Origin of the sequence: Algoriphagus sp. (assembly GCF_030694375.1) — a bacterium.
In the GTDB taxonomy this organism is placed as follows: Bacteria; Bacteroidota; Bacteroidia; order Cytophagales; family Cyclobacteriaceae; genus Algoriphagus.
Genome location: NZ_JAUXYL010000003.1, coordinates 115807 through 140121, shown reverse-complemented (window position 1 = coordinate 140121; position 24315 = coordinate 115807). Strand labels below are relative to the sequence as shown.

Annotated in this window: 21 protein-coding genes; 12 read left to right on the top strand and 9 right to left on the bottom strand. The window is 41.8% G+C overall.

All coding sequences use genetic code 11. The features are described from left to right. Positions 1–113: 113 nt before the first annotated feature. From Q8M62_RS00705 to Q8M62_RS00695, 3 genes are all read left to right on the top strand, one after another. Entirely contained in the window at positions 114–2276 is a 2163-nt protein-coding gene (locus Q8M62_RS00705; RefSeq protein WP_304900938.1) for a glutamine synthetase III, read from the top strand. A 201-nt stretch (positions 2277–2477) separates the two neighbouring features. After that, positions 2478–3614, top strand: coding sequence for a glycoside hydrolase family 18 protein (locus tag Q8M62_RS00700; RefSeq protein WP_304900937.1), 1137 nt, complete (start codon positions 2478–2480; stop codon positions 3612–3614). 3 nt (positions 3615–3617) lie between these two features. Continuing rightward, on the top strand, positions 3618–4475 hold the full coding sequence (locus Q8M62_RS00695; RefSeq protein ID WP_304900936.1) for an ROK family protein: 858 nt from the start codon (positions 3618–3620) through the stop codon (positions 4473–4475). 307 nt (positions 4476–4782) lie between these two features. On the opposite strand, the gene Q8M62_RS00690 is transcribed toward Q8M62_RS00695, so the two are convergent. Then, positions 4783–6207, bottom strand: coding sequence for a sulfatase (locus Q8M62_RS00690; RefSeq protein ID WP_371134616.1), 1425 nt, complete (start codon positions 6205–6207; stop codon positions 4783–4785). A 112-nt stretch (positions 6208–6319) separates the two neighbouring features. Further along, entirely contained in the window at positions 6320–7567 is a 1248-nt protein-coding gene (locus Q8M62_RS00685; RefSeq protein ID WP_304900934.1) for an ROK family transcriptional regulator, read from the bottom strand. A 204-nt stretch (positions 7568–7771) separates the two neighbouring features. Between Q8M62_RS00685 and Q8M62_RS00680 the strand changes: the two genes are divergently transcribed. Continuing rightward, positions 7772–8293: a phosphoheptose isomerase gene (locus tag Q8M62_RS00680; RefSeq protein ID WP_304900933.1), complete on the top strand. Its 522-nt coding sequence runs from the start codon at positions 7772–7774 to the stop codon at positions 8291–8293. Positions 8294–8653: 360 nt separating this feature from the next. On the opposite strand, the gene Q8M62_RS00675 is transcribed toward Q8M62_RS00680, so the two are convergent. The 6 genes from Q8M62_RS00675 to Q8M62_RS00650 form a co-directional block, all read right to left on the bottom strand. After that, positions 8654–8815, bottom strand: coding sequence for a Lacal_2735 family protein (locus tag Q8M62_RS00675; protein WP_304900932.1), 162 nt, complete (start codon positions 8813–8815; stop codon positions 8654–8656). A 61-nt stretch (positions 8816–8876) separates the two neighbouring features. After that, the gene (locus Q8M62_RS00670) at positions 8877–10421 is read right to left on the bottom strand and encodes a toxin-antitoxin system YwqK family antitoxin (protein ID WP_304900931.1); all 1545 of its coding nucleotides are present in this window, start codon (positions 10419–10421) and stop codon (positions 8877–8879) included. 106 nt (positions 10422–10527) lie between these two features. Then, positions 10528–11103: a hypothetical protein gene (locus Q8M62_RS00665; protein WP_304900930.1), complete on the bottom strand. Its 576-nt coding sequence runs from the start codon at positions 11101–11103 to the stop codon at positions 10528–10530. 1 nt (position 11104) lies between these two features. Next, positions 11105–12103 (bottom strand): 3-oxoacyl-ACP synthase III family protein, encoded by a 999-nt coding sequence (locus Q8M62_RS00660; RefSeq protein ID WP_304900929.1) that lies wholly within the window; start codon positions 12101–12103, stop codon positions 11105–11107. Between the two features lie 98 nt (positions 12104–12201). After that, positions 12202–12900, bottom strand: coding sequence for an SOS response-associated peptidase (locus tag Q8M62_RS00655; protein ID WP_304900928.1), 699 nt, complete (start codon positions 12898–12900; stop codon positions 12202–12204). Positions 12901–12930: 30 nt separating this feature from the next. Next, entirely contained in the window at positions 12931–13890 is a 960-nt protein-coding gene (locus tag Q8M62_RS00650) for a YheT family hydrolase (RefSeq protein ID WP_304900927.1), read from the bottom strand. A gap of 110 nt (positions 13891–14000) precedes the next feature. Here Q8M62_RS00650 and Q8M62_RS00645 point away from each other — a divergent pair, with 110 nt between their 5' ends. From Q8M62_RS00645 to Q8M62_RS00620, 6 genes are all read left to right on the top strand, one after another. After that, positions 14001–15668 carry a pyruvate dehydrogenase complex dihydrolipoamide acetyltransferase gene (locus Q8M62_RS00645; protein WP_304900926.1) on the top strand — a complete coding sequence of 556 codons (1668 nt, stop codon included), beginning with the start codon at positions 14001–14003 and terminating at the stop codon, positions 15666–15668. Between the two features lie 171 nt (positions 15669–15839). Next, positions 15840–16382 carry an ATP-dependent protease subunit HslV gene (gene hslV / locus Q8M62_RS00640; RefSeq protein ID WP_092729610.1) on the top strand — a complete coding sequence of 181 codons (543 nt, stop codon included), beginning with the start codon at positions 15840–15842 and terminating at the stop codon, positions 16380–16382. A gap of 107 nt (positions 16383–16489) precedes the next feature. After that, entirely contained in the window at positions 16490–17155 is a 666-nt protein-coding gene (locus Q8M62_RS00635) for a TetR family transcriptional regulator C-terminal domain-containing protein (protein WP_304900925.1), read from the top strand. A 2-nt stretch (positions 17156–17157) separates the two neighbouring features. After that, positions 17158–18477 (top strand): AarF/ABC1/UbiB kinase family protein, encoded by a 1320-nt coding sequence (locus tag Q8M62_RS00630; RefSeq protein WP_304900924.1) that lies wholly within the window; start codon positions 17158–17160, stop codon positions 18475–18477. A 204-nt stretch (positions 18478–18681) separates the two neighbouring features. Beyond that, the gene (locus tag Q8M62_RS00625; protein WP_304900923.1) at positions 18682–19032 is read left to right on the top strand and encodes a DoxX family protein; all 351 of its coding nucleotides are present in this window, start codon (positions 18682–18684) and stop codon (positions 19030–19032) included. After that, on the top strand, positions 19032–19382 hold the full coding sequence (locus Q8M62_RS00620; protein ID WP_304900944.1) for a DoxX family protein: 351 nt from the start codon (positions 19032–19034) through the stop codon (positions 19380–19382). Before Q8M62_RS00625 ends, Q8M62_RS00620 begins: the two co-directional genes overlap by 1 nt. 398 nt (positions 19383–19780) lie before the next feature. Here Q8M62_RS00620 and Q8M62_RS00615 read toward each other — a convergent pair whose 3' ends face one another. Beyond that, positions 19781–20968 (bottom strand): sorbosone dehydrogenase family protein, encoded by a 1188-nt coding sequence (locus tag Q8M62_RS00615; protein WP_305667994.1) that lies wholly within the window; start codon positions 20966–20968, stop codon positions 19781–19783. 88 nt (positions 20969–21056) lie between these two features. Here Q8M62_RS00615 and Q8M62_RS00610 point away from each other — a divergent pair, with 88 nt between their 5' ends. Continuing rightward, positions 21057–22982 carry an ABC-F family ATP-binding cassette domain-containing protein gene (locus Q8M62_RS00610; RefSeq protein WP_304900084.1) on the top strand — a complete coding sequence of 642 codons (1926 nt, stop codon included), beginning with the start codon at positions 21057–21059 and terminating at the stop codon, positions 22980–22982. A 39-nt stretch (positions 22983–23021) separates the two neighbouring features. Continuing rightward, a complete protein-coding gene (locus Q8M62_RS00605; protein ID WP_304900085.1) occupies positions 23022–24296 on the top strand; it encodes a DUF5103 domain-containing protein in 1275 nt (424 codons plus the stop codon). The last annotated feature ends 19 nt before the right edge of the window (positions 24297–24315 follow it).

Here is a 24315-nt window from a genome sequence, read left to right as displayed (position 1 = left end):
TTTGAAAAAAGTGGAAATTTTTCGAAAAATGACTTCAAAAATGGGGTAAAAGCTTTTTCGCATCAGTATTTTTCTATTTTTGTGGGTGTAATATTAAACCTCATATTGTAGAAATGGCAACACTCAGACAACAAGCCTTGGCGATGGTACAGGCGAGACAGCGCGTCCCTGTAATCCCTCCCGCCTCAAAAATCTCAGACTTCTTCGGGACCAATGTTTTCGGCACCAGTCAAATGAAGCAGTCTTTGGCTCCTTCAGTTTTCAAAAAAGTGATGGAAGCCATTGACAGAGGATCTAAAATTGATTCTGCAACAGCAGAAGAAATTGCTTCTGCGGTGAAAACTTGGGCGATGTCCAAGGGCGTTACGCATTACACGCACTGGTTTCAACCATTGACAGGGTCTACTGCCGAGAAGCATGATTCTTTCTTTGATATGTATGCCGGGATGGAGAAATTCAAAGGTTCGGCCTTGGTTCAGCAGGAACCTGATGCTTCTTCTTTCCCTAATGGTGGAATTCGTTCGACATTTGAAGCACGTGGCTACACTGCCTGGGATCCTTCATCTCCGATATTCATTTTAGAAAAGACACTTTGTATCCCAACCATATTCGTGTCTTATACCGGAGAGGCCTTGGATTACAAGACCCCACTCTTGAAATCGATAGAAGCCATCAATGAAGCTTCAGTGGCTGTTTGTCAGCTTTTTGATCGAAATGTGCGGAAAGTGACTCCATCTCTTGGGGTGGAGCAGGAATATTTCGTGATTGATAAGGCATTGTATGCCGCTCGCCCTGACTTGGTGATGGCTGGTCGATCTGTTTTTGGACATATCCCTGCAAGAGGTCAGCAGTTGGAAGATCATTATTTCGGTTCGATCCCCACTCGAGTGAAGGATTTTATGATGGAGTTTGAAATCGAAGCATTGAAACTGGGTATCCCGGTAATGACCCGTCACAACGAGGTAGCACCCGGACAGTTTGAAGTTGCACCGATTTTCGAAGAGATAAATAAAGCCACCGATCACAATCAGCTATTGATGGATGTGATGGATAAAGTTGCCGAAAAGCATTCCCTGAAAGTTCTTTTCCACGAAAAGCCATTTGCAGGTGTCAATGGATCCGGTAAGCACAATAACTGGTCCCTGATCACCGATACGGGGATCAATTTATTTCAGCCCAGCAATTCAGCCAGAGAAAACCTTCAGTTTTTGACCTTCTTGGTGGCCACGATTAAGGCGGTTTATGACAATGCGGATTTGTTGCGGGCAAGTATCGCTTCAGCAGGCAATGACTTCCGTTTGGGTGCAAACGAAGCACCTCCTGCGATCATTTCCGTATTCTTGGGAGCTACGCTTTCTGAATTATTGGATGAATTGGAGAAAAACGGAAATGTGAAAATTGAAAAGGGAGACAACATGTACATGAAATTGGGCATCTCCAAGATTCCTGAAATCATCCTTGACAATACGGATCGTAACAGAACTTCTCCATTTGCATTCACAGGAAATAAATTCGAGTTCCGTGCAGTTGGTTCTCAGGCTAATGTGGGTGGTCCGATGACTACGCTCAATGTGATCGTGGCCGATGTACTGAAGCAAATGCTGAAGGATATCGATAAGGAAATGAATGGGGGCAAAGAAAAGAAAATTGCCATCGTCAATGTCTTGAGGAAATACATCAAGGATTCCAAGAAAATAAGATTCGAAGGTGACGGTTACTCTGAAGAGTGGGCAAAAGAAGCTGAAAAAAGAGGCCTTTCAAACTTGAAGTCAACTCCTGAGGCTTTGGATGTGTATGAGAAGAAAGCTACTAAAGAGCTTTTTGAGCGTCATAATGTGCTTAACCACATTGAAGTTCATGCCCGTCATGAAATCATGCTGGAAGATTTCGTCAAAAAAGTACAAATCGAAAGCCGTGTGATGGGTGATCTTGCTTTGAACCACATCATCCCGACTGCCATCCTGTATCAGAATAAACTGATCGAAAACGCCAATGGTCTGAAAGGATTGGGCTTGGATCACTCTGCGGCAGTAGAGACCATCAAAGACGTGTCCAGACATATCGAATCTGTAAAGTCTAATGTATCTGCGATGGTAGAAGCTCGGAAAAGACTCAACAAAGAGGAGAGTGCTTCAAAACGGGCAAAAGGATATCAGAAAGAAGTCAAAGAGGCCTATTTCGATAAAATCCGCTATGCGGTAGATAAGCTGGAATTGCTGGTGGAAGATGAAAGTTGGCCATTGGTTAAATACCGTGAAATGCTTTTTATCCGTTAGTAATCAAATAGTTAATAATAAAAAAGCCATCCTCGGATGGCTTTTTTTGTTGTTTCAAAAATTAGAATTTAAATGGGAAATTATTAATCCTATACCTGGGCTATGGGAAAGGATGAAAACAACGCTGATTTAACCTATTGACCTAGGTTTTGATTTCAGTCAGAATCAATGTTTTTTTGTTTTTACCATAACCCAAATTCAATGAAATACTGGCTGATTCCATGCTTTTTCCTTTTGTTTTCTTGTGCACAACCGAAAAATGGAGGAGAGTCTGAATCCAAAACTTATCATATCGTAGGCTATGTAGCAGGCTGGAAGGAGCTGAATCCAAAAAAAATACCTGCCGAAAAACTCACGCACATCAATTACGCTTTTGCCAATGTGGCCGACGGCATTGTGACCAATATGGAGGGAAGAGCAGTGCGGGATAGCATGAATTTTCAAAAGCTGCAGGAATTGAAAAAGCGAAATCCTGCCCTTAAAATATTGGTTTCGATTGGAGGCTGGACACATTCCAAAGGCTTCTCGGATGCAGTATTGACCGAAGAAAGCAGGAAAAAACTGACTGCCTCCGGCATCGATTTTCTCCTTAAATATAAGCTGGACGGTCTGGATTTTGACTGGGAGTATCCGGCCCTGCAAGGAGATAATAATGTCGTTAGAGCTGAAGACAAGGACAATTTCGTGGCCATGCTCAAAAGCTTTCGCGAAGCGTTGGATTCGGTAGGAAGCCTGAATAATACGCATTACCTGAGTACCATCGCTTCAGGGGGATTTAGAAATTACCTCGAAGTAAACAACTTGGGAGAGGCTCAAGAGTACCTCGACTTTATCAACATCATGGCTTATGATTTTTATACTGCCGGAGATGCGATTACCGGTCACCATGCCAATCTATTTCCAAACGGAGCAAAAGGGCGATCTGCCCAAACCACAGTCGAGGAACATCTCGAATTTGGAGTTCCTGCCGAAAAACTGGTTTTGGGCGTGCCTTTTTATGGTCGGATGTGGAAAGGTGTAGATCCAACTGATAATGGATTGTTTAAAAAAGGTAAGTTTGAGATGGGCTTACCTTACCATCAGGTTTTTGCACTCTCCAGAAATTCCACTTATTCCAGATTTTGGGATTCAAAAGCAAGTGCACCTTACCTTTTTTCACTTCTTGATTCTGCTTGGGTGACATTTGAGGATCCGGAATCTTTGGCCCTGAAGATGGAATTTGTGAAGAAAAAGGGTTTAGCAGGAGCCATGTTTTGGGAGATGTCCGAGGACAATACAGGAACTTTGCTGGATGCTCTACATGAAGTTCTTAGTCCAAAATCAGTGAATGAAAATTAAGCGATGATACAAATAGGAGTGGATATCGGTGGATCTCATATTTCTTCTGCACAGATTTTATGGAATGGCAAATCAGCCGAAATCACCGAATTTCATGAAGCGGATATAGATACTTTCCGTTCTACTTCAGAGATCATTGCAGATTGGAGTGCGGTGATCAGGGAATCGATTGGAAGCCAAAAGGATATTCGGATCGGAATCGCTATGCCAGGGCCATTCGATTACTCAAATGGCATTTCTCTTATCAAAGATCAGGGTAAAATGAAGTCGCTTTTTGGACTTTCTGTAAAAAAACTACTGAGCGAAAGCTTGAAAATTGATTCCAAGCATATTGTATTTTCCAACGATGCTGAGGCCTTTCTTAAAGGTGAAAGTCTGGCAGGAGCAGGCAGGGGTTTTCAAAATTCCATTGGTCTGACTTTGGGTACCGGTTTGGGATCTGCCATCAAAATCCGTGAGGTAGTCAAAGACGGAAAACTTTGGACAGCCCCTTTTCGAGATGGAATAGCAGAAGATTATTTGGGAACTGCCTGGTTCAAGACGTATGCTTTACAAAAGTTTGGGCTGAAATTAGCCGGTGTGAAAGACTTGTTGGCAGATGACTTGGACAGAGAAATTGCTGACTGTGTTTTTGCTCAATTTGGAGAGACCCTGGGTGAATTTCTGTCTTTTTATGTTATTCGGCTGCGATGCGAGGGGGTGGTTTTAGGAGGAAAAATTACCCGTGCAGCCGACCGATTTTTGCCTTATACCAAAGCCTATCTCGATAAAATCGACTATCCGGTTGAAATCAAAATTTCTGAACTCGAAGAAAAAGCGTCCTTGATTGGGGCTTGCCTCCCGTTTATCCCGGAGGGTTAATTCTTTTAATGAAAAGGATAAGCCTCTATTCGATTGAAGTTTTTATATCGTCAAATGAATTTTTGATTTCATGCCTAGTTAAGTTGGTTGGAAATGAAATCATTAAAATTTGAATGGAGAAATAGTTGATTCGATTATTAAGATTCATTATTCTGAAGGATCTGGGCGGATAATTCAAAATGTCTGATTTTAATCACTTACACAGTTCTGTATTTTCCTGAATTGTCTTAAATGGCTATGGATAATCGCTTGAACTGAGCTTGATTGAAGCAACGGTCTTTCAGCCCTATTGAATTTCGCCTTTTCTTCAGTGCTGACTTTGTCTACCTACCTTTCGATTTCCAGATCCTTCCGTTTTAGTCAACGCGTCACCCATGTCAGCTCTCGCCTCGGCAGCAAATCTATTTAACATTGCCACAATTTCAGGGTTCTGTGCCGAGACATCCAATGATTCTTCCATGTCCTGGGACAAATCAAAGAGTTGTGAATTTTCAAGTCTGATGTAGCTGTATTTCACCGGAATTCCGTCATTCCTAATTTCGGCATCAGCTGGTATCGTGCGATAGACATGAGGAAATACCAGTTTCCATTTTCCATAGATTACTGCCTGAAGCTCATTTTGATTGTAATAAGCATAGTAGGGTTTCAACTCCTGCTTTTCACCTTGGATCAAAGGCCAGATATCCGAACCGTCGATTTTCAGTTTCGGGAGATTGGAATTGGTGAGTTTTGCCAAAGTGGGCAGAATATCGATGGTCATGGCCGCTTGATTCTGAACTTGACCTGCAGGGATTTTTCCGGGCCAGGTAAAGATCGCCGGAACTCGGATTCCTCCTTCCCAGGACGTGCCTTTACCTTCTTTCAATCCAGCTTGTAATCCGGCATGTCCTCCGTAGGAAAGCCAAGGTCCATTGTCGGAAGTGAAGATGATGAGCGTATTTTCGGACAAGCCAAGCTCTTTTAGTTTCTTTTGTATTTCGCCTACAGACCAATCAATTTCCATCATCATATCGCCATATAATCCCTGCTCAGATTTACCCTTAAATTTATCAGAGACGAAAAGTGGGACATGCGGCATGCTATGTGCCAGATACAGGAAAAATGGATTTTTCTGATTTTTTTCAATGAATTCAAGAGATTTGTAAGTGTACCAAGAAGTCAATTCCTGCTGATCCTCTAGGTAGGCGATGGTTTTTTCTCCTTCAATGAGCGGAAGTGGAGGATAGTAATTTTTTGACTCGGGATGCTTGGGCCACATGTCATTAGAATAGGGCAGTCCAAAGTAACTGTCAAATCCCTGTCGAGTGGGTAAAAACTCCGGATGATGTCCTAAATGCCACTTTCCGACCATGCCCGTTTGATAGCCATTTTCTTTAAGCATTTCCGCAATGGTGATCTCTTCTGGATTTAGTCCATGATCGGCAGTATGATCCAGGGCTCCGTACAATCCGAGTCGGTTTGCATAGGCACCGGTCAAAAGGGCTGCTCTGGAAGCGGTGCAAACTGCATGGGGAACGTAAAATTGTGTGAATCTTATTCCCTCAGCTGCAAGTTGATCAAGGTGAGGAGTCTGCCAACCTGTAGCTCCATAGGTCCCCAGATCTCCATAAGCCATGTCATCCGCAAAAATCAGGATGATGTTTGGCTTTTCTGATTCAAGAGTATTTGTCGGAGTTTCTTTATTTAAGAGGCTGAAAAATGAAAGCAGCGTAATTAAGATGGTGATCATCATATCAATTTTCAATTTTATGGAGTTGAAAATTATAATTTCCAAATCCTTTAGAGGCTTCCAATTTAGATCAAGTTATCAATTAAGGTTTTTGAAAGTTAAACTAAGGCTGGTTTTAACCAAGCCTGTTAATGACGTCTTCAAATAACTTTTCATTCACTACAGCCACCCCGCCCAAAAGTCCGACGTCTTTGCCTAACTGGTATAGGGCCAGCTTCGATTTTTCACGGGATTTAGCCATGCTGTAGATATTCAAGGCCTGTTGGATAGGAGTGATGAGGTATTGGTTTGCCTCGGCGACAGAGCCTCCAATGATGATCAGTTCGGGATTGAGGAGTTGAATCAACATCGAAATCCCCCGTCCAAGATCTAGGCCTGCTTCAGAAAGAATGGTTATTGCTCGTTGGTCACCTGCCAGGGCGGCTTCCACCACCAAGTCAGGCTCCAATTCTCCCTGATGATCTCTGACCATTCTGGCCAAAATACTGTCCTTATCCAGCCTGATGGCATCTTCTGCCATTCTAACGATGGCAGTACCCGAAGCCACTGCTTCCAAACATCCTTTTTTGCCGCAAGTACAAGTGATATCTCTTGACTCGAAGATAGGAGAATGAGAAAATTCTCCGGCAAACCCCGAGGCTCCCTGGTAGATTTTTCCGTCGATGATGATTCCAAGTCCTATTCCCCAACCTATGAATAAACCGAGGACATTTTTATGGTTATGCTCAGAACCGAATTTGTATTCCGCCAAAGTCATCGCCCGAGCGTCATTTTCAAGGAATATTTTCTTTTGAAAATGAGATTCCAGATTTTCCAGCAAGGTCTTTTTGCCAAATCTGAGATAGGTATAGTTGACACCTCCTACCGAATCCACCAATCCCGGCATGGAAAATCCGATAGCGATAATCTTATCCGCGGGGATATTGGTCTTTTCCAGATATCGGTCAATGAATCCACAAATCAAATCGAAGGTCTCCTTTTCATTATTGAGCGTGATCTTGTGGTCCTCTTTTTCAAATGCCAACTCATGGTTGCAAGAGTACAGGGCTAAGTGCATATTGAATTTCGAGAAATCGACTGAAAGCACATAAAAGGCATTTTCAGCCAGTCGATACAAGTCAGGCTTTCGGCCTCCTTGGGATTCTGCCCGTCCCTGCTTGATGACTTCACCGGAATTCATCAAATCTCCCAAAAGCGCATTTACAGTCGGCAGAGAGATTCCGACTTCATTGCAAATTTCACTTGCCGTGTTTGCGCCTTTGAGGTAAAGGTTTTTGATGATCTTAATTTTGTTGAGGTAGCTTTTGATTTCCACCACACCGTCCATTTTGGCGATGATTTCTTGAGGATTAATTAGGTTCATGGCTAGTAGTAATCCTTGAATTAAAGGAAATTTTAGGCTTCAAAAAAGACTTCCCAAAAAAAATCATATAACAAGGGGTAAATTTCTTAAAGAAACTCAATTTTATTTTGAATCATGGGGAGTTTTAAAAAAGATTTGAAAATTTCAGTACTTGATTTCTAAGAGTTTAAACATTTGGTAAGTTTGCTCATTAATTTTTAAAGAATGGAAAAATTGGAAATTGAAGCTCAGTTGAACAAGTCAGCGCTTTTTGAAAAAGTTGAAAAATATATTTCTGATTTGGGGTATAAAATTACCTCGAGAGATCTGAATCGTCCTTGGGGAGGTTTTTTTGTCCTTGATGAATCTCAAATTTTGAAATTTAAAACTGACTTTTTTTCAGATGTGGACTTATCCGCCAATCAATTGGAACAAAAGTTAAGTCCGAAATTTCTTTTGGTAGCTCCGGGAGCAAGATTGTCATGGCAATATCATTTTCGAAGGGCAGAACTTTGGAAATTAATAGCAGGAAAGTCAGCGATAAGTAGGAGTTTTTCCGATGAACAGGGTCCTGTAGAGGAGATGATTCTAGGTAATGTGGTATCGCTTCAAAAAGGAGAGCGGCATCGCTTAATCGGTACAGAATCCTGGGGTGTGGTAGCAGAGATTTGGATGCACGCTGATCCGGCCAATCCTTCGGATGAGGAGGATATTGTGAGATTGCAGGACGATTACTCCAGAAAATAATGAAGCTCGGGGTTATTCCCCGAGCTTTAAAAGTTTAAATTATTGGTCCGAAGCTCAATCACCCTTAAAATAAAAAAACTGCACAATGCTAAAAAACTACCGCGGACAAGTCCAAAGAAGTAAATGAATTTAATCATAATGATTTAAAATTCAAATAATTGCGCTTTAAATCCGACACGTTGGAAATTTTTGCTGTTTTAGGAAAGTCATGCGGCAGTCCAAAGCAATCGGAATTACCTGCTTGATTGAGCTAAGGAGGTTTTAAGAATCAATCTTTCATGTCAGTCGATATGACCTTTGAAAAGCAATTGCTAAACTCAAAAAAATACGCGGTAAGGAAAGAAATCCTAAGGAACTGAATTAGAGTTTATCCATTTTTTTTGCAATCTCCTCCGCCTCTGCCATTAACTTATCAGCGGCCGTACGATTGGAATGGGATAGTTTATGGGCATCAGACATCATTTTAGCATAGGTTTCCTGAAGCTTTTCTTTTTCTGATTTTTTCTTAAATAGTCCGAACATGATATCTTTTTTATAGTGAACCAAATTCAGTAGCCAATGTTCAATCCTTGAAAAACAGGGTTCACCTTCCCTCTATTATCTCATTATTTTTAAAATTAACAAGGTCTTCAAGTCGGCCTGCTGAATTGTAATACCTCCATGGTCCTTCTTTTTTGCCATCCTTCATCATTCCTTCAGAGGCTTTTCTTCCATTCTCATGGTAAAATATCCACAATCCCTCTGCTTTACCAGACTTAAAAGTCCCCTCAGATTCTTTTTGGCCAGTGATGTAATAGGTGATGCGAGTTCCATCTCCATTCTTGAGGGTCCCTTTATCCAGTTTTTTTGTTCCATCAAAACTATGGTATTCACCTACATTCATTAATCTGCCTTTGTCCCAATATTCTTCTTGAGTCAATTGCTTGTTGTCATAAAAAAGACCCCAAATTCCATCTTCCAAGCCAAGATTGTAGGTGCCCACTGACTTGAGTTGTCCGCCATCATAGTAATAGAACCATTGGCCTTCCTCCATTCCCAGGTTATATTTTCCTTCAGCAATCAGAATTCCGATCTTATTGAAATATTTCCAAATCCCTGTTTGGAGATCGTTTCGATATTCTCCGATAGAATAAATTTCCCCGTCAGGAAAGAAGCTTTTCCAAACACCCGTTTTGGCTCCACTTTGATATTGACCTTGGACAGAAACTTGTCCGGAGCTATGGTATTCGATATACTCGCCAACCGGCACGCCAAGCTCATACGTTTTCCGCTTTGATAGCGCTTTATTTGGGAAGTATTCCTCCCAGACACCCACGCCGATGTTATTTTTATATTTTTCTATTCGGGCTAATCGTCCCGTTTGATAATAGTATTTCCAGTCTCCGGTTTTATTGCCGTTTTGATCATAAAACTCCTCTGCCTCCAGGACTTTTGTGCCGGGAAAATACCTTTTCCAATCCCCTATTTTTTTACCGTTTTTGAAGCTTCCAATTTCAAAAGGAATTCCACCTAAAAGCCTCTTGAAATTACCTTCAAACTGTCCTTTTGAATAACTTGCCTCCGTGATCACCGTGCCATCTGGAGCATATTCTAGGTAGGGTCCCTCGCGAAGTCCATTCACATAAAACTCCCTGGAAGCCAATTCACCAAATTCATAAAAAGAAACCCATTGACCAGTACGTTTACCATTATCATATTGTCCCTCTGTCAATACTTGACTCGGGTCGATGTAATTGGGATTGCCTTCTTTTCCGTAAAACTCCGTGTACTTGCCGACCAGAACACTATCTCTGTAAATCACCTGTTTTTTTAAAGCTCCTTCTGTGTCAAAGTAAAGTGCTGGACCAAAGAGTTTACCATCTCTATATTCTGCTGATTCTCTACGCTTTCCATTGGGGTAATATTGTGTCCACAGTCCTTCTCTTTTTCCATTCCCAAAGGTGCCTTCCGAGAGAAGGGTATTGGTTTTTGGATTGTATATTTTCCACAAACCTTCCCGGATATTATTTCTTATTACGCCCGTAGCCATAAGAGAGGAATCAGAGTTGAATTGCTGTACCAGTTTGGGGTCCTGCGCGAGAGTTGAAAAATAGAGGAAGCTAAAAACTGCCAAAAGCAAATATCTCATATCTTGTAAATTTCGGTTTGGTTCAATTGGAACCTTATACAAACGATCGAATGAAGAGATTCGACATATTATCTACGTGTGAATGAGTTTCCTGTTTAAAATTAAGTTAATTCCTGACTTGTTCTGCCGGAAGACTCAGAATACCAAGGATTTTTTTTAGGCTCTTACAAAGATTTTGATTGAGCACCAAAAGGTCTGGATCGACTTGGATTGGTTTAATCCAATGATAAAAGCCAAGTTTTGCCTCTGCTATTTTCCCTTCATCTGTTGTGAGATTTCGATTCAATATCAGATCCGGATAATCCCATTGATTTTCACTGAGGCCAAAGGAAAATTCCAAATCGATAAATTCCTTGATCGGATTTTCTCGCTTGCTTCCCAGTAGGATGGTAATAAAAAGCCCATTTCCAAACCAATTGAGTAGACGGATATTTGATCCGGTTATTGGATCAAAATCTCGGATTAAATCCAGAACTAAGTACGGAAATCCCAACAAGTCATTGCCTTTGGATATTTTCGTACCCTTAGACTTGGCTGATATTTTATCAAAAATCTCTTTTGGGAATGAGTTTCCTACATCTTCTAAAACCGAGGTAAATTGGGTTTTCAGAAGATTTTGCCGCTGAATTAAATCCTTGTTCAACCAAAGTTCTATGTCAAGAGAATTCTGGAATTTATCCATTTTACCAGCGTAGTAAGGCCGAGGCCCATGCGAATCCTGATCCAAATGCTGCCAAACAAACCAAATCTCCTTCCTTTAATCTTCCCTGCTCCCAAGCTTGGGATAGTGCAATTGGGATAGTTCCTGCTGTAGTATTTCCTAAATACATGATATTGTTAAATACTTTCTCGTCAGGCAGCCCCATTTTTTGCTGGATGTATTGGCTGATTCGGAGGTTGGCCTGATGGGGAACTAAGAGGTCAATTTCGTCTTTAGTCACTCCGTTGTGATCCAAGGCTTCTTTAATAACCTCCATAAAACGGACGATCGCATGTTTGAAAACTGCGTTTCCATTCATTTTTAAGAAAAAATCTCCACGATCGATCATTTCTTGGGAGATTCTCACTTTTCCACTGCTGCTTGGAGCAATACAATATAATTCCTCTGCATGAGATCCATCAGCGTGCAGGTGGGTACTGAGAATTCCCGGTTGATCGAGCTCCACAGCTCCCAAAACCACTGCACCGGCTCCATCCGCAAAAATCACTGCACTCGAGCGCCCCTCATCGCTTTTATCCAAAGCGGAGGACTGAATTTCCGCTCCAACGACCAAAATTTTCTTATACATTCCGGATTTGATAAACTGGTCTGCGACTGATAATGCATAAACAAAACCAGAACAGGCATTTTTAACTTCCAATGCTCCTACAGTGGTAAGCTCCAGTTCCCGTTGAAGCAAAACTCCATTTCCGGGAAGAAAATAATCCGAGGTGATTGTAGCAAAAACAATGAATTCGATATCCTGAGGTTCAACTCCAGCCCGTTGCATAGCCATTTGGCTTGCTTTGGCAGACATATTGGTCACCGTATCCACTCCCGGAGTAAACCAACGACGCTCATGAATTCCTGTTCGCTCCACGATCCATTCATCTGTCGTATTCATCATTCGGGAAAGCTCCTCATTGGTCACGACTCGCTCAGGGACATAGTGCCCGGCTCCAAGAATTCGGGATTTTTTCATCAGTTATTTGGGTCTATTGAAATAAAATAAGCGGAATGCGAATATCGGTACAGAAAAGCACTCACACAAAAAGGGCTTAACTCGGTAAAATGTTTTATTTATCCAAACAAGGTGTAGTTTCCAAACTGATCCATGGGAGATGTTTTTCGGATTATGCCAGGGACATCATTATGCACAGAATTGACCAAAGGTGATACGGTATAACTCATCATCAGTTCCCCGGGATAGGTATTAAGCATTTTAAGCAGATCCGCTTCAGAAGTATATTTATCAAGCCATTTTTTTTCCTGATCTCGGCTGATGATCACCGGCATCCGATCGTGCACTTCAGAGACCACTTCGTTAGGAGTGGTGGTAAGTATCAAAAAGGTATGTTGGGATTCTCCTGAGACAGTTTCGTATTCTTCCCAGATTCCGGCAAAAGCAAACATGTCTTCATCCCTGAGTGTAAAGCGGTAGGGGATTTTGGTCTTTTTGCCTAGTCTTTTCCATTCAAAAAAACCGTCGGCAGGGACAAGGCATCGTCTTTTCTGAAAGGAATTTCTGAATGAAATTTTCTCATTTACTGATTCTGCCCTAGCATTTATCAGTTTTTGGGAGACGGGCTTATTATGTCCGAAATCAGGGGTAATTCCCCAATAGAAAAAAGAAAATCCCCTAGGGCTGTCAGATGTGATTACAGGTACAAGTTGGGTAGGGGCAATGTTGTATCTGGGAGTGAAGTCCACCACCATATCCGCTTGAAACCGTTCTTCCAATTCAATTTTACTTTTGCTAAGGGAGTATCTTCCGCACATGATCAGGGTGTTATTATAATATGGCGGAAGTTAGAGATCGCGAGTTATAAATTCAACTGCCCGAAGCTCAGAGTAAAAGCTTTTTTCACCTGATGGTCCTGAAAATCCAACATGACCCCCGTGTTTTGGGAATTCAAAATGAACTAGTTCCAATCGTTTTGCAAGCTTTACCGGAAAGCAGGTGTCACTTAAAAAAGGATCGTTTTGGGCATTTAGAATCAGTGTAGGCACTTCTATCTGATCTAAAAACTGAAGGGAGGAGTTTATGCTGTAGTATTCTGCGGCATCTGAAAATCCATGTAAGGGACCGGTAAAATATTCATCAAAATCCCGTAATGTTTTACTTTTCCGAAGTAGTCCTAATGGAAATTCGCCCGGGAAAGCCAATGATTTGCGAATAACCTTTTCCTTTAGGGTATTTAAAAAACGCTTGGAGTAAATAACATTTTCCCCGGAGGAGATTTTATTGCAGGATCCGGCAAGGTCAAGGGGAACGGAAATCCCCACTCCTTTTTTGATTTTCGGGTTGGATGATTTTTTTTCTCCCAGGTATTTGAGGGTTAGGTTTCCGCCAAGACTAAACCCCACCAGGTACACATTACGATAGTTTTTTTGAGCATGGATGACGACAGTATCCAAATCATAAGTAGCGCCGCTGTGATAGAAAATGACTTTTTTGTTCAGCTCTTCTCCACAACCCCGGAAGTTCCAACTCAGGACATCAAGCCCTTTTAGAATAAATTCTCTTGCCATTCCCAGCATATATGGCCTTGTGCTATTCCCTTCTAATCCATGACTGAGAATCACCAAAGCATCATTTCCTCCTCTGTACCAATCCAGATCCAGAAAGTCTCCATCAGCTGTTGTTATTCGTTCTCTCTCAGGTTTTTGTATTTCTACTTTCCTAAATAATGCGGGATAAATTGTCTCTAAATGTCCGCTAAAGAGCCATTTAGGTCTTTGATAAAAGCTTTCAGATGTAAGGGGCATGAGTTGAAAGGGCCTAAAACAGCACGGAAAATACAGGATATAAATTTGAATAAAGCGTTTTTAAAAACTATTTTTGGACACTTTAAAAACGAACAAGCTCGAAATTACCTATGGCCGAAATAATCAGAATGCCAAAAATGAGTGACACAATGGAAGAGGGGGTGATCGCTTCTTGGCTAAAAAAAGTGGGAGATACCGTCAAACCGGGGGATATTCTGGCTGAAGTGGAAACCGATAAAGCAACCATGGAGTTGGAATCCTACGACGAAGGTGTCCTTTTATATATTGGAGTTCAGGAAAAAGACTCAGTGCCTGTAAATGGCGTCATTGCGATCATTGGGGAAAAAGGAGAAGCCTTCGAGCACTTGCTGACAGGTGCAACTCCTCCTGCTGAATCCAAAACAGAAGAATCAAAAGAAAAAGAAGCAAAACCGGAAGCCAAGGTAGAAGAACCTGCCAAAGCAGAAGCTGCTACTGAAAAAATTGACACCTCCGCAATAAATGCTACTGTCATCACGATGCCAAAAATGAGTGATACAATGGCGGAAGGAACCATTGCCACTTGGTTGAAAAAAGTAGGTGACACAGTAAAATCAGGTGAAATTATCGCCGAAGTGGAGACTGATAAAGCGACAATGGAGCTTGAGTCCTATGAAGACGGAGTGCTGTTGTACATCGGGGTAGAGGCAGGCAACAGCGTTGCCGTAGATGGGGTGATTGCTGTGATCGGCGAAAAAGGTGCGGATTACCAAACATTACTCAAAGCACAGCAAGGAACGAATATGGACTCAGCACCTGCGGAAGCTAAATCTGAGGCTCCAGCAGAAACCAAATCTGAAAAACCCGCACCCACTTCCGCTCCAGCCACTACCGCGGCGCCTACTAGTGACGCCGGAACTGCTAACGGGGAACGTGTAAAAGCTTCACCACTAGCCAAAAAAATCGCTGAAGAAAAAGGAGTTGATATCAGAGCTGTTTCAGGTTCAGGTGAAGGAGGAAGAGTTGTAAAAAGAGACGTAGAAAACTTTGTGCCTGCTGTAGCACCTTCTGCGGCAGTAGCCTCTGCGGTAGGCGCCACCACTTCTTCACTTGGACAAGAGAGTTTCCGAGAGGAGAAAGTTTCTCAGATGCGAAAAGTGATCGCCAAGCGATTGGCAGAGAGTAAGTTTGGAGCACCACACTTCTATTTGACCATGGAAATCAACATGGACAAGGCGATGGATGCCCGAAAAAGCATGAATGAGGTTTCTCCTGTAAAAATCTCCTTCAATGATATGGTCATCAAGGCTTCAGCTTCAGCCTTGCGTCAGCATCCAAAAGTCAATTCTAGTTGGCTTGGAGATAAAATTCGCTACAATGACCACATTCATATCGGAATGGCTGTGGCTGTAGAAGAAGGATTGCTAGTTCCTGTGATTCGATTTGCTGACCAGTTATCGCTTTCTCAGATTTCCAATCAGGCAAAAACATTGGGAGGAAAGGCCAAAACCAAAGAATTACAACCGAAGGATTGGGAAGGAAACACTTTTACAATCTCCAACTTAGGGATGTTTGGCATCGATGAATTCACAGCAATTATCAACCCACCTGATGCGTGTATTTTGGCAGTAGGAGGGATCAAGGAAACTGTAATTGTGAAAGACGGCCAAATGAAAATAGGAAATGTAATGAAAGTGACACTCTCCTGCGACCACCGTGTAGTAGATGGAGCCGTTGGATCTGCATTTCTTCTGACTCTAAAAAGTCTTCTTGAAGATCCCGTTCGGATTCTTATCTAAAATAAACTGCCAAAAAGTCCTGTTTCCGCAGGACTTTTTGCTTTTGTATGGTTATTGGTTAGGAGGTTATTGAGTTATTGGTAATTAGTTAAAAGTGCAAACAACCAATTTTTGTATATCCAAATTGCTTAACCCAATAACAGTATAACTAAAAACCAATAACTAGTACCCATGGAAAAAATCAAATCAACAACCGTAGTTGCAATCCGACACAATGGAGAGGTAGTCATCGGAGCAGATGGACAAGCGACTTTGGGAAATACAGTTGCCAAAAGTACCGTCAAAAAGCTTCGTGTACTTCAAGGTGGTAAAATTGTGACAGGTTTTGCCGGATCTACTGCCGATGCATTTACGCTCTTGGAGAAGTTTGAAGAGAAGCTCGGAGCCTTCGGTAATAACATGAAGCGTGCAGCCGTGGAATTGGCCAAAGAATGGAGAATGGATCGCATGCTTAGCCGGCTGGAAGCGATGATGATCGTGGCAGATAAGGATGATATTCTGATCATTTCAGGAACAGGGGACGTGATCGAACCGGATATGGAAATCGCGACAATTGGTTCGGGAAGTATGTTTGCCCAATCAGCAGCCAGAGCAATGAAGCAATTCGCTCCACACATGACTGCCGAAGACATGGTCAGAGAAAGCTTACATATCGCCGCGGATGTGTGTATTTACACGAATCACAACCTCGTGATCGAAAAAGTGAAAGCCTAGATTATAGGAGGATAAAGGAACCGAAGTTGAATACCTCGGTTTTTTTTATGTCTTTTCCAAACCCCTTCCTCCGTTATGGTGTTACTACATCGAATTGATTTCACAACATGGAAACTACAACAACAAAAAAAGCTGCAAAGAAGGATTTTCGAAAACTGATTCTGGAAGGATTTGTCAATCATGTTTTGGAACATGGCAGCATGCCCAAGTCGGTTTTTAAGTTTGCAAAAGATTTAAAAATGAAAGAGGAGGAGTTTTACACCTATTTCACTTCATTTGAATCCATCAAATCTGCCATCTGGGTATCGATTTTTGAAAGTACCTTGGAGCAAATTGAATCACAGGAAGTGTTCAAGGAATACAGCGTTCGAGAAAAATTTCTCAGCTTCTTATTCACTTGGATCGAAGAATTGAAAAAGAACAGGTCTTACCTTTTGAGTCTTTATCAAGATAAAGCCCAATCGATGAAATCCCTGACTTTGGACGCAAAGGAGTTCAAAGAGAAATTCAAGGACTTCGCCGGGGAAATTATCTTAGAGGGGAAAGAAACCCAAGAAATAGCTAATAGGCCCATTATTTCAGACAAATATGATGAGGCCCTTTGGCTTCAAGTGGCCTTTATCTTCCGCTACTGGCTGGATGACCGCTCACCGAGGTTTGAAAAAACAGATGCTGCCATAGAAAAGTCCGTGAATCTGACATTCGATCTCATGGGTAAAAGTGCCTTAGACAGCTTTTTAGACTTTGCGAAGTTTCTTTATCAAAACAAATAATCATGGCCATCAAGGTGAAAGAACAGGAAGCTATCCCGGTTTCCAAAGTGCAGCGTGCGGCTAAATTTATTTCCACCGGCGCCAAAGTGGGGGGGAATTATGTGAAGCATTACGCCAAAAAGATGGTTAATCCATCTATGAATAAGGAAGAGCTTCATCAAAACAACGCGACAGATATATACAAATCATTGAGTGAGCTGAAGGGATCTGCACTGAAGGTGGCTCAAATGATGTCCATGGACAAAAACCTCCTTCCAAGAGCGTATCAGGATAAATTTACCATGGCCCAGTATTCTGCTCCGCCATTGTCCTATCCTTTGGTTGTGAAGACTTTTCAAAAGTACTTTAGCAAAACTCCGGAGCAGATGTTCGATACCTTCACCCGGTCGGCGGTCAATGCCGCATCGATTGGTCAAGTTCATCAAGCTACTCAAAATGGTAAAAAACTAGCTGTAAAGATTCAATATCCCGGGGTTGCGGATTCAGTCACTTCAGATTTAAAATTACTTAAGCCATTTGCGCTTCGTCTTTTGAATATGAACGAAGTAGAACTTGACCACTATATGGGAGAGGTGGAGGAGCGATTGCTTGAAGAGACAGATTATGTTTTGGAAGTAGATCGCTCGCGCGAAATCTCACAGGCCTGTGGACATATTCCAAATCTTAAATTTCCGCTTTATTACGATGTGCTGAGTTCTGATCGAATCATTACGATGGACTGGATTTCCGGAAAGCACATCAAAGAGTGGATGGATACGAAACCTTCTCAAAAATCCAAAAATCAAATTGGCCAGGCACTTTGGGATTTTTATCATCACCAAGTTCATAATTTAAAGCAAGTTCATGCAGATCCACATCCTGGGAATTTCATTATTCAGGAGGATGACCAATTGGGTATTATTGACTTCGGTTGTGTAAAAGTAATTCCTGAGGATTTTTACCAAGGATACTTCGCATTGATCAAAAAAGAACTTCTTATTAATCAGGAAGATTTGGATCAGATTTTCTACGATTTGGAGTTTATTTCGGACAAAGACACAGAGGTGGAAAAAGCCTTTTTCAAGGGGATTTTTAAGGAAATGATTTCGCTTCTTGGAAAGCCATTTCACGTAGACAGATTTGACTTTGCAGACGAAAAGTATTTTGAACAAATCTTTCAATTGGGAGATCGAATTTCCAATGATAAAATGTTCCGAAAATCAAGGCAAGCACGTGGATCTCGACATGGACTGTATATTAACAGAACCTACTTTGGCTTATATAACTTACTCAATCAACTGGAAGCTGAGGTGGATACTACCAAGCCGGAATGGCTGAAATAATCTTGTGACAGGGGAGGGCTTGCTCTCCCTTTTTCATTTAGCTTCAAGTCACCCCTTACCTCATATTTTGAATTTTGTTGGTATAAAGAATTTACGGATTAAAAAAATTAATTAGTTAGAAAGATTAAAACTGCAAACGAAGAATCTTTCGCTAAAGCCAAAAGAAACCATTAAATTCAGAAGACTAAGGAAATTAAAAAAAATATGATGGTAAATTTATCTGTAATTGCGCAATTAGTAGTGGCGATTTCTATTGTTATCGTTTGGGTATTTCGTTTCGATAATATCATTAAGGAGTTTAATCAATATGGCTTAAGCACGCTCGTTCGTTCGGCGGTGGGATCAGCTAAGATTTCACTTGCTACTCTGCTTGTAGCAGGCATCTGGTATCCATCGCTGGTTCTTATTCCAGCGCTCTTGATGGCCTTCCTGATGCTAAGTGCTCAATATTTTCACTTCAAAGTGAGTAATTCCTGGCAGAAGCGAATGCCCTCATTAGTACTTTTGATTTTGTGCCTATTTATAGCAGCAGTATCTCTCAATTTAATTTCTTGATGAATTTATTGAACGTTTTAGTTCTTGTCTCAAGTCTTTCTTTTCTCGCTTATGGAATAGCCTATTTTACATCCTCTAAAATGAAAAGTGAATTTATTCGCTTTGGCCTAAGAAAATTCGGTGCGTTAACTGCGATTTTAGAAATTCTTGGAGCTTTAGGACTGTTGCTTGGCTTAAAGTTTGATTATTTTCTGGTGCTATCTTCGGGGGGACTGGGTCTTTTGATGCTATTGGGCATAGCAGCAAGAATTCGGGTAAAAGATGGTTTTTTGGCAATTTTACCAGCTTTATTCTTCATGGTTCTTAATGCGTATGTCTTTTTTGAATCATTGAAAATCCTGAAAGATTGAGCTCTGCGAAATCTATTGAATTTTTACTGAGCAAATCACCTGCTATTCAACGGCTTTTATTTCGAACTAATTTTCAGTTTTCAAACAAAAAAGAGGTTTCATCAAAAGGTCTGAAGGGTCAGTGTGACAGGAGTAGAAGTCTATTTACAGCGAAGACAGCCACATTTCGATTTCGATGACGTATAGATTTTGAGAAAAAAGTATGTCAGTCCGAGCACCCGGAAGACGGGAGTCTGGAGGTTCGAGCACCTTTCGTACTAACCGACTCGCGTCAGTGAAGTGCTCAAAGTGACAATACCATGGTTTCGCATCGAATCACAGTCATTTCCTTTCTGTATGTAGGCAGACTATTTAAGACTCAATGTGACAAACAGCAATTATAAGTCAGCCCCTTTTTCTTAGTTGGTGTATGACACCCGATAGATGCAATTGGCCATGTCATCGGATATCAGCAAGCTTCCGTCCGGCAGCTCCTGTACATCTACCGGTCTTCCCCATACTTCTTGGGTGCTGTGGTCCAACCAGCCTGAAGCGAAAACTTCCTGTCCGGTTACTTTTCCGCTCCCATCAATTTTAGCCGTCACCACTTCATAGCCTGATTTTTTGCTACGGTTCCAGCTTCCGTGTTTGGCAATAATCGCTTGATTTTTAAAGCTTGTTGGAAACATTCCTCCTTTATAAAATCGCATGCCGAGCGGGGCCACATGTGCTCCAAGTTTAGCTGCTGGTGCGATATAGGCAGAAGCCTCCTTTCCTTTGGATCCTAAGTCAGGATCTTTTATTGTTCCGGCATGCCAGTATGGGTAACCAAAATGTTGACCTTTGGCTGTGACCCGGTTTAGTTCGCAATCCGGCGAGTCATCGCCAAGCATGTCACGACCATTATCTGTAAACCATAGTTCTTTGGTTTGGGGATGCCAATCAAATCCCACTGTATTTCTAACCCCATGGGCAACTATTTCTGGTTTGGAGCCAGGTTTGGAGACATCCAATCGGGTAATGCTTGCAAAGATTTCCTCATCGGATTCACAGATGTTGCATGGTGCGCCCACTGGTACATACAACATTCCATCCGGTCCAAAGGCGATGAACTTCCAGCCGTGATGGGTTTTTGTCGGGTATTGGTCATATACCACTTCGTATTTTGGATTAGTAAGTGTGTTTTTGATGTCTTTAAATCTCAAGATTCGACTTACTTCTGCCACGTACAAGTCACCGTCTTTGTAAGCGACACCGTTGGGCATTTTTAAGCCTTCGGCCAAAATGAATTTGGAATCAGCTTTTCCATCCCCATTTTCGTCGACCAAGGCATAGACATTCTTTTCCTGCCGGTTTCCCACGAATACAATACCGTTGTCCGAAATAGCCATTGAGCGTGCATTGGGGACATCTGCTGCCCAAACTTCGATTTTGAAACCTGGCTGAAGTTTGATTTGATCTAATTTTACCTCCGCTTTGGCAGTTCGAATGTCCCTTTTATTGCTGCTGTTTGAAGTTTGGACAGGGGTAAGTTTTCCCTGACAGCTCGCATTCAGGGAAAAGAGTCCGATTGAAAAACTGAAAATTAGAGGTTTTAGGTAATTCATGAGTTTTAGTTTTAATAAATAAGCTAAACATTCTGAGATTGTTTTCCCAGTAAAGGTGTATAAACGGGTTATTGGTTATTTTTGCGCCATGTTATCGATTAGTAATCTTTCTTATTTCATCGGAGGGCGACCGCTCTACGAAAATGCCAACCTTCACATCAAGCCAAAAGACAAAATTGGTCTCGTCGGACAAAACGGGACAGGCAAGTCTACCTTACTCAAAATCATCAATGGAGACTACCAAGCCACCACTGGTGAGGTTCAAAAAGCCAAAGATTGTACAATCGGATTTTTGAACCAGGATCTACTTTCTTTTCAGTCGGATGAAAGTATTCTGAATGTGGCTTTAGCGGCGTTCAAAGAAACGCTGAAACTTCAGGACGAGATTGATGAGGTGCTAAAAAAAATGGAAACTGATTATTCGGAAGAAGTAATCAACCGATTGGCTTTTCTTCAGGACAGATTCGAGTCCAATGAAGGCTATACCATCAAAGCCAAGGCAGAAGAGGTTTTGGAGGGGATTGGATTTCAGACTTCAGACTTGGAAAAGCCACTTCGGACTTTTTCCGGAGGTTGGAGAATGCGGGTGATGTTGGCCAAACTTCTCCTGGAAAAGCCTTCCCTTTTGTTGTTGGATGAACCGACCAACCACTTGGATTTACCTTCTATTCAATGGGTGGAAAACTACCTAAAAAATTATGAAGGTGCTGTGGTAGTGGTATCTCACGATCAAACCTTTTTGGACAATTGTATCAATACCACAGTTGAAGTTGCCAATCAGACTTTGACTTCCTATCCCGGAAATTACTCCTTTTACAAGGAGGAAAAAAAGATTCGAATGGAGCTACAGAACAATGCCTATGAGAATCAGCAGCAGATGATCAAGCAGACTGAACGCTTCATCGAGCGATTCCGGGCGAAGGCTACCAAGTCAAATCAAGTTCAGTCCCGCATCAAGGCCCTGGATCGATTAGACCGGGTGAATGAAGTGGTGAATGATGAGGCCTTTGTGAATTTTAAATTCAAGTTTTCCCAAAAATCAGGGCGGGATGTCGTGGTACTTGATCACGTTTCCAAAGCCTACGGTGATTTGGTAATTTTGAAAAATACCACTGCTCGAATCGAAAGAGGGGATAAGATCGCCCTGATTGGAGCAAATGGAAAAGGGAAGTCGACATTGCTCAGAATCATCGATGGAACTGAAAAGCTTCAAGGCGAACGAAGTGAAGGCCACAATGTAATCAAAGCATTTTTTGCGCAGCATCAGCTCGAAGCATTGACATTGGACAATGAGATCATGCAGGAGATGGCTCAGGCGGGAAGTAAGAAATCCGAAATGGAGTTAAGAGGTGTCCTTGGCTGTTTTCTTTTTTCCAATGAAGAAGTTTTCAAAAAAATCAAAGTACTCTCCGGTGGTGAAAAGTCTCGGGTGGCACTGGCCAAAACGTTGATTTCTGAGGCGAATTTCCTGCTCTTGGATGAACCTACCAACCACCTCGACTTTCAATCAGTGAATATCCTCATTCAGGCCTTGCAGCAATATGAGGGTACATTCATCACCGTTTCGCACGATAGACACTTCATCAAAGGTGTCGCTAATAAAATTTGGTACATTGAAGACAAAGAGATCAAGGAATACCCTGGATCCTATGATGAATATGAATTTTGGAAAAGTCAACAGGTCGAAGTGAAGGCAGTATCGCCTGTTGAGAAAACCGAAAAGAAAGCGCAACCGATTATTCCAAGAAATACGCCAGAGGTACTTCAGGCAAAAAAGGATTTAAAGAGATTGGAGGAACAGCTTTCTAAAATAGAAAAGGAGATTGAGTCGCTTGAGCTATTGAAGGTTGAAACCGAAGAAAAAATGGCCGATCCGGATATCTATGTGGATGAGATAAAAGCCCAAAAACTTCAGGATAGCTATCAAAATATACAGAACAGTCTTCGGGAAGTCAATTCAAAATGGGAAGAATTGGTGGATCAGATTTCTACTTTGCAAGAATTGGCAGGATAATGGCCCAAATGTTTGGGCTAAATTTTCTATTTTGAACTCATGCTAAGAAAAATACTGATTTACGCTTTTTCGATTACTCTCTTGTTGACGAGCTCGGCATTTTCCCAGGTTTTTGAAGACAGAGTGTATTCGGAGCACGTTCATTCCGTTAGGTTATTTCCCCAAGGATCTCAACAAGACAGCCAATTGGATGCCCCTGTTGTTTCTATTAATGACGCGAAATCTTTGGTGTTATTATTTGATGACATTGCCTACGATCCCGAGCAGTATTCTGCCAAATTGATCCACTGCGATGTGGATTGGAAGAAGTCCGCACTTAGGAATAACGATTTTTCTATTTCTTTCAATGAGTATAACATTCAGGAATATAGCTATTCTGTCAACACTCGAATTCCTTACATCCATTATTCCTTTACAGTTCCAAGAGTTACTAAATCCGGGAATTATGTCCTGAAAGTTTATCGAAACAGAAATGAAGATGATGTAATACTCACGCGACGGTTTATGGTTTATGAGGACCTCTTTTCGATAGGTGCCTCGATTGTTCCTCCCACACAGACGGAGGATCGTCGGACTTTGCAGCAGATCAATGTGATGGTCAATTATTCCAAAGTAGATCTCATTGATCCTACCACGCAAGTCAGCGTAGTGATCCGTCAAAATCAACGTTGGGACAATGCGAAATACCTGAATAAGCCCACGTTTTTAAATCAAATCTCCAAAAGTATTCGCTATGAGCCGTTTGACGGTGGCAGCACCTTCAGGGCAGGCAATGAATTTAGATTTGTGGATTTAAGATTTATCAGGGCTACGGGAGTAAATATTGCCGAAATTAAAGTAGAGGAGACTGCGATTTTCGCCAATGCCTTGGCCGACAGACCAAGGCCTGGAGGTGTTTATTCGCAGTATTTGGACATGAATGGGCAGTATATGATATACACCAATGATCGTCCCGGAGGCAATCCTGAAGTTGAGAGTGAATACATTTATACGACTTTTTACCTTCAAGCCGAGGCAGGCCGTGATATTAGGATGCTCGGTGCATTGACAGCATGGGGTAAAAGTCCAGAATCCAAAATGGTCTATGAACCAAAGACCGGACTCTACACTACCTCCATCCTAATGAAGCAGGGATGGTATGATTACCAATATGCTTTTTCGACTGGAGCGGGTTATGATTCCTATCCCATTGAGGGGAGCTTCTTTGAGACAGAAAATGAGTATGAGGTTTTAGTCTACTACAGGGCTTTAGGATCTAGATATGATCAGCTAGTCGGCTACGTATACTTGCATCCAAATAGGCGAAGAATCTAAAAAAAATCCTCTCGAATGA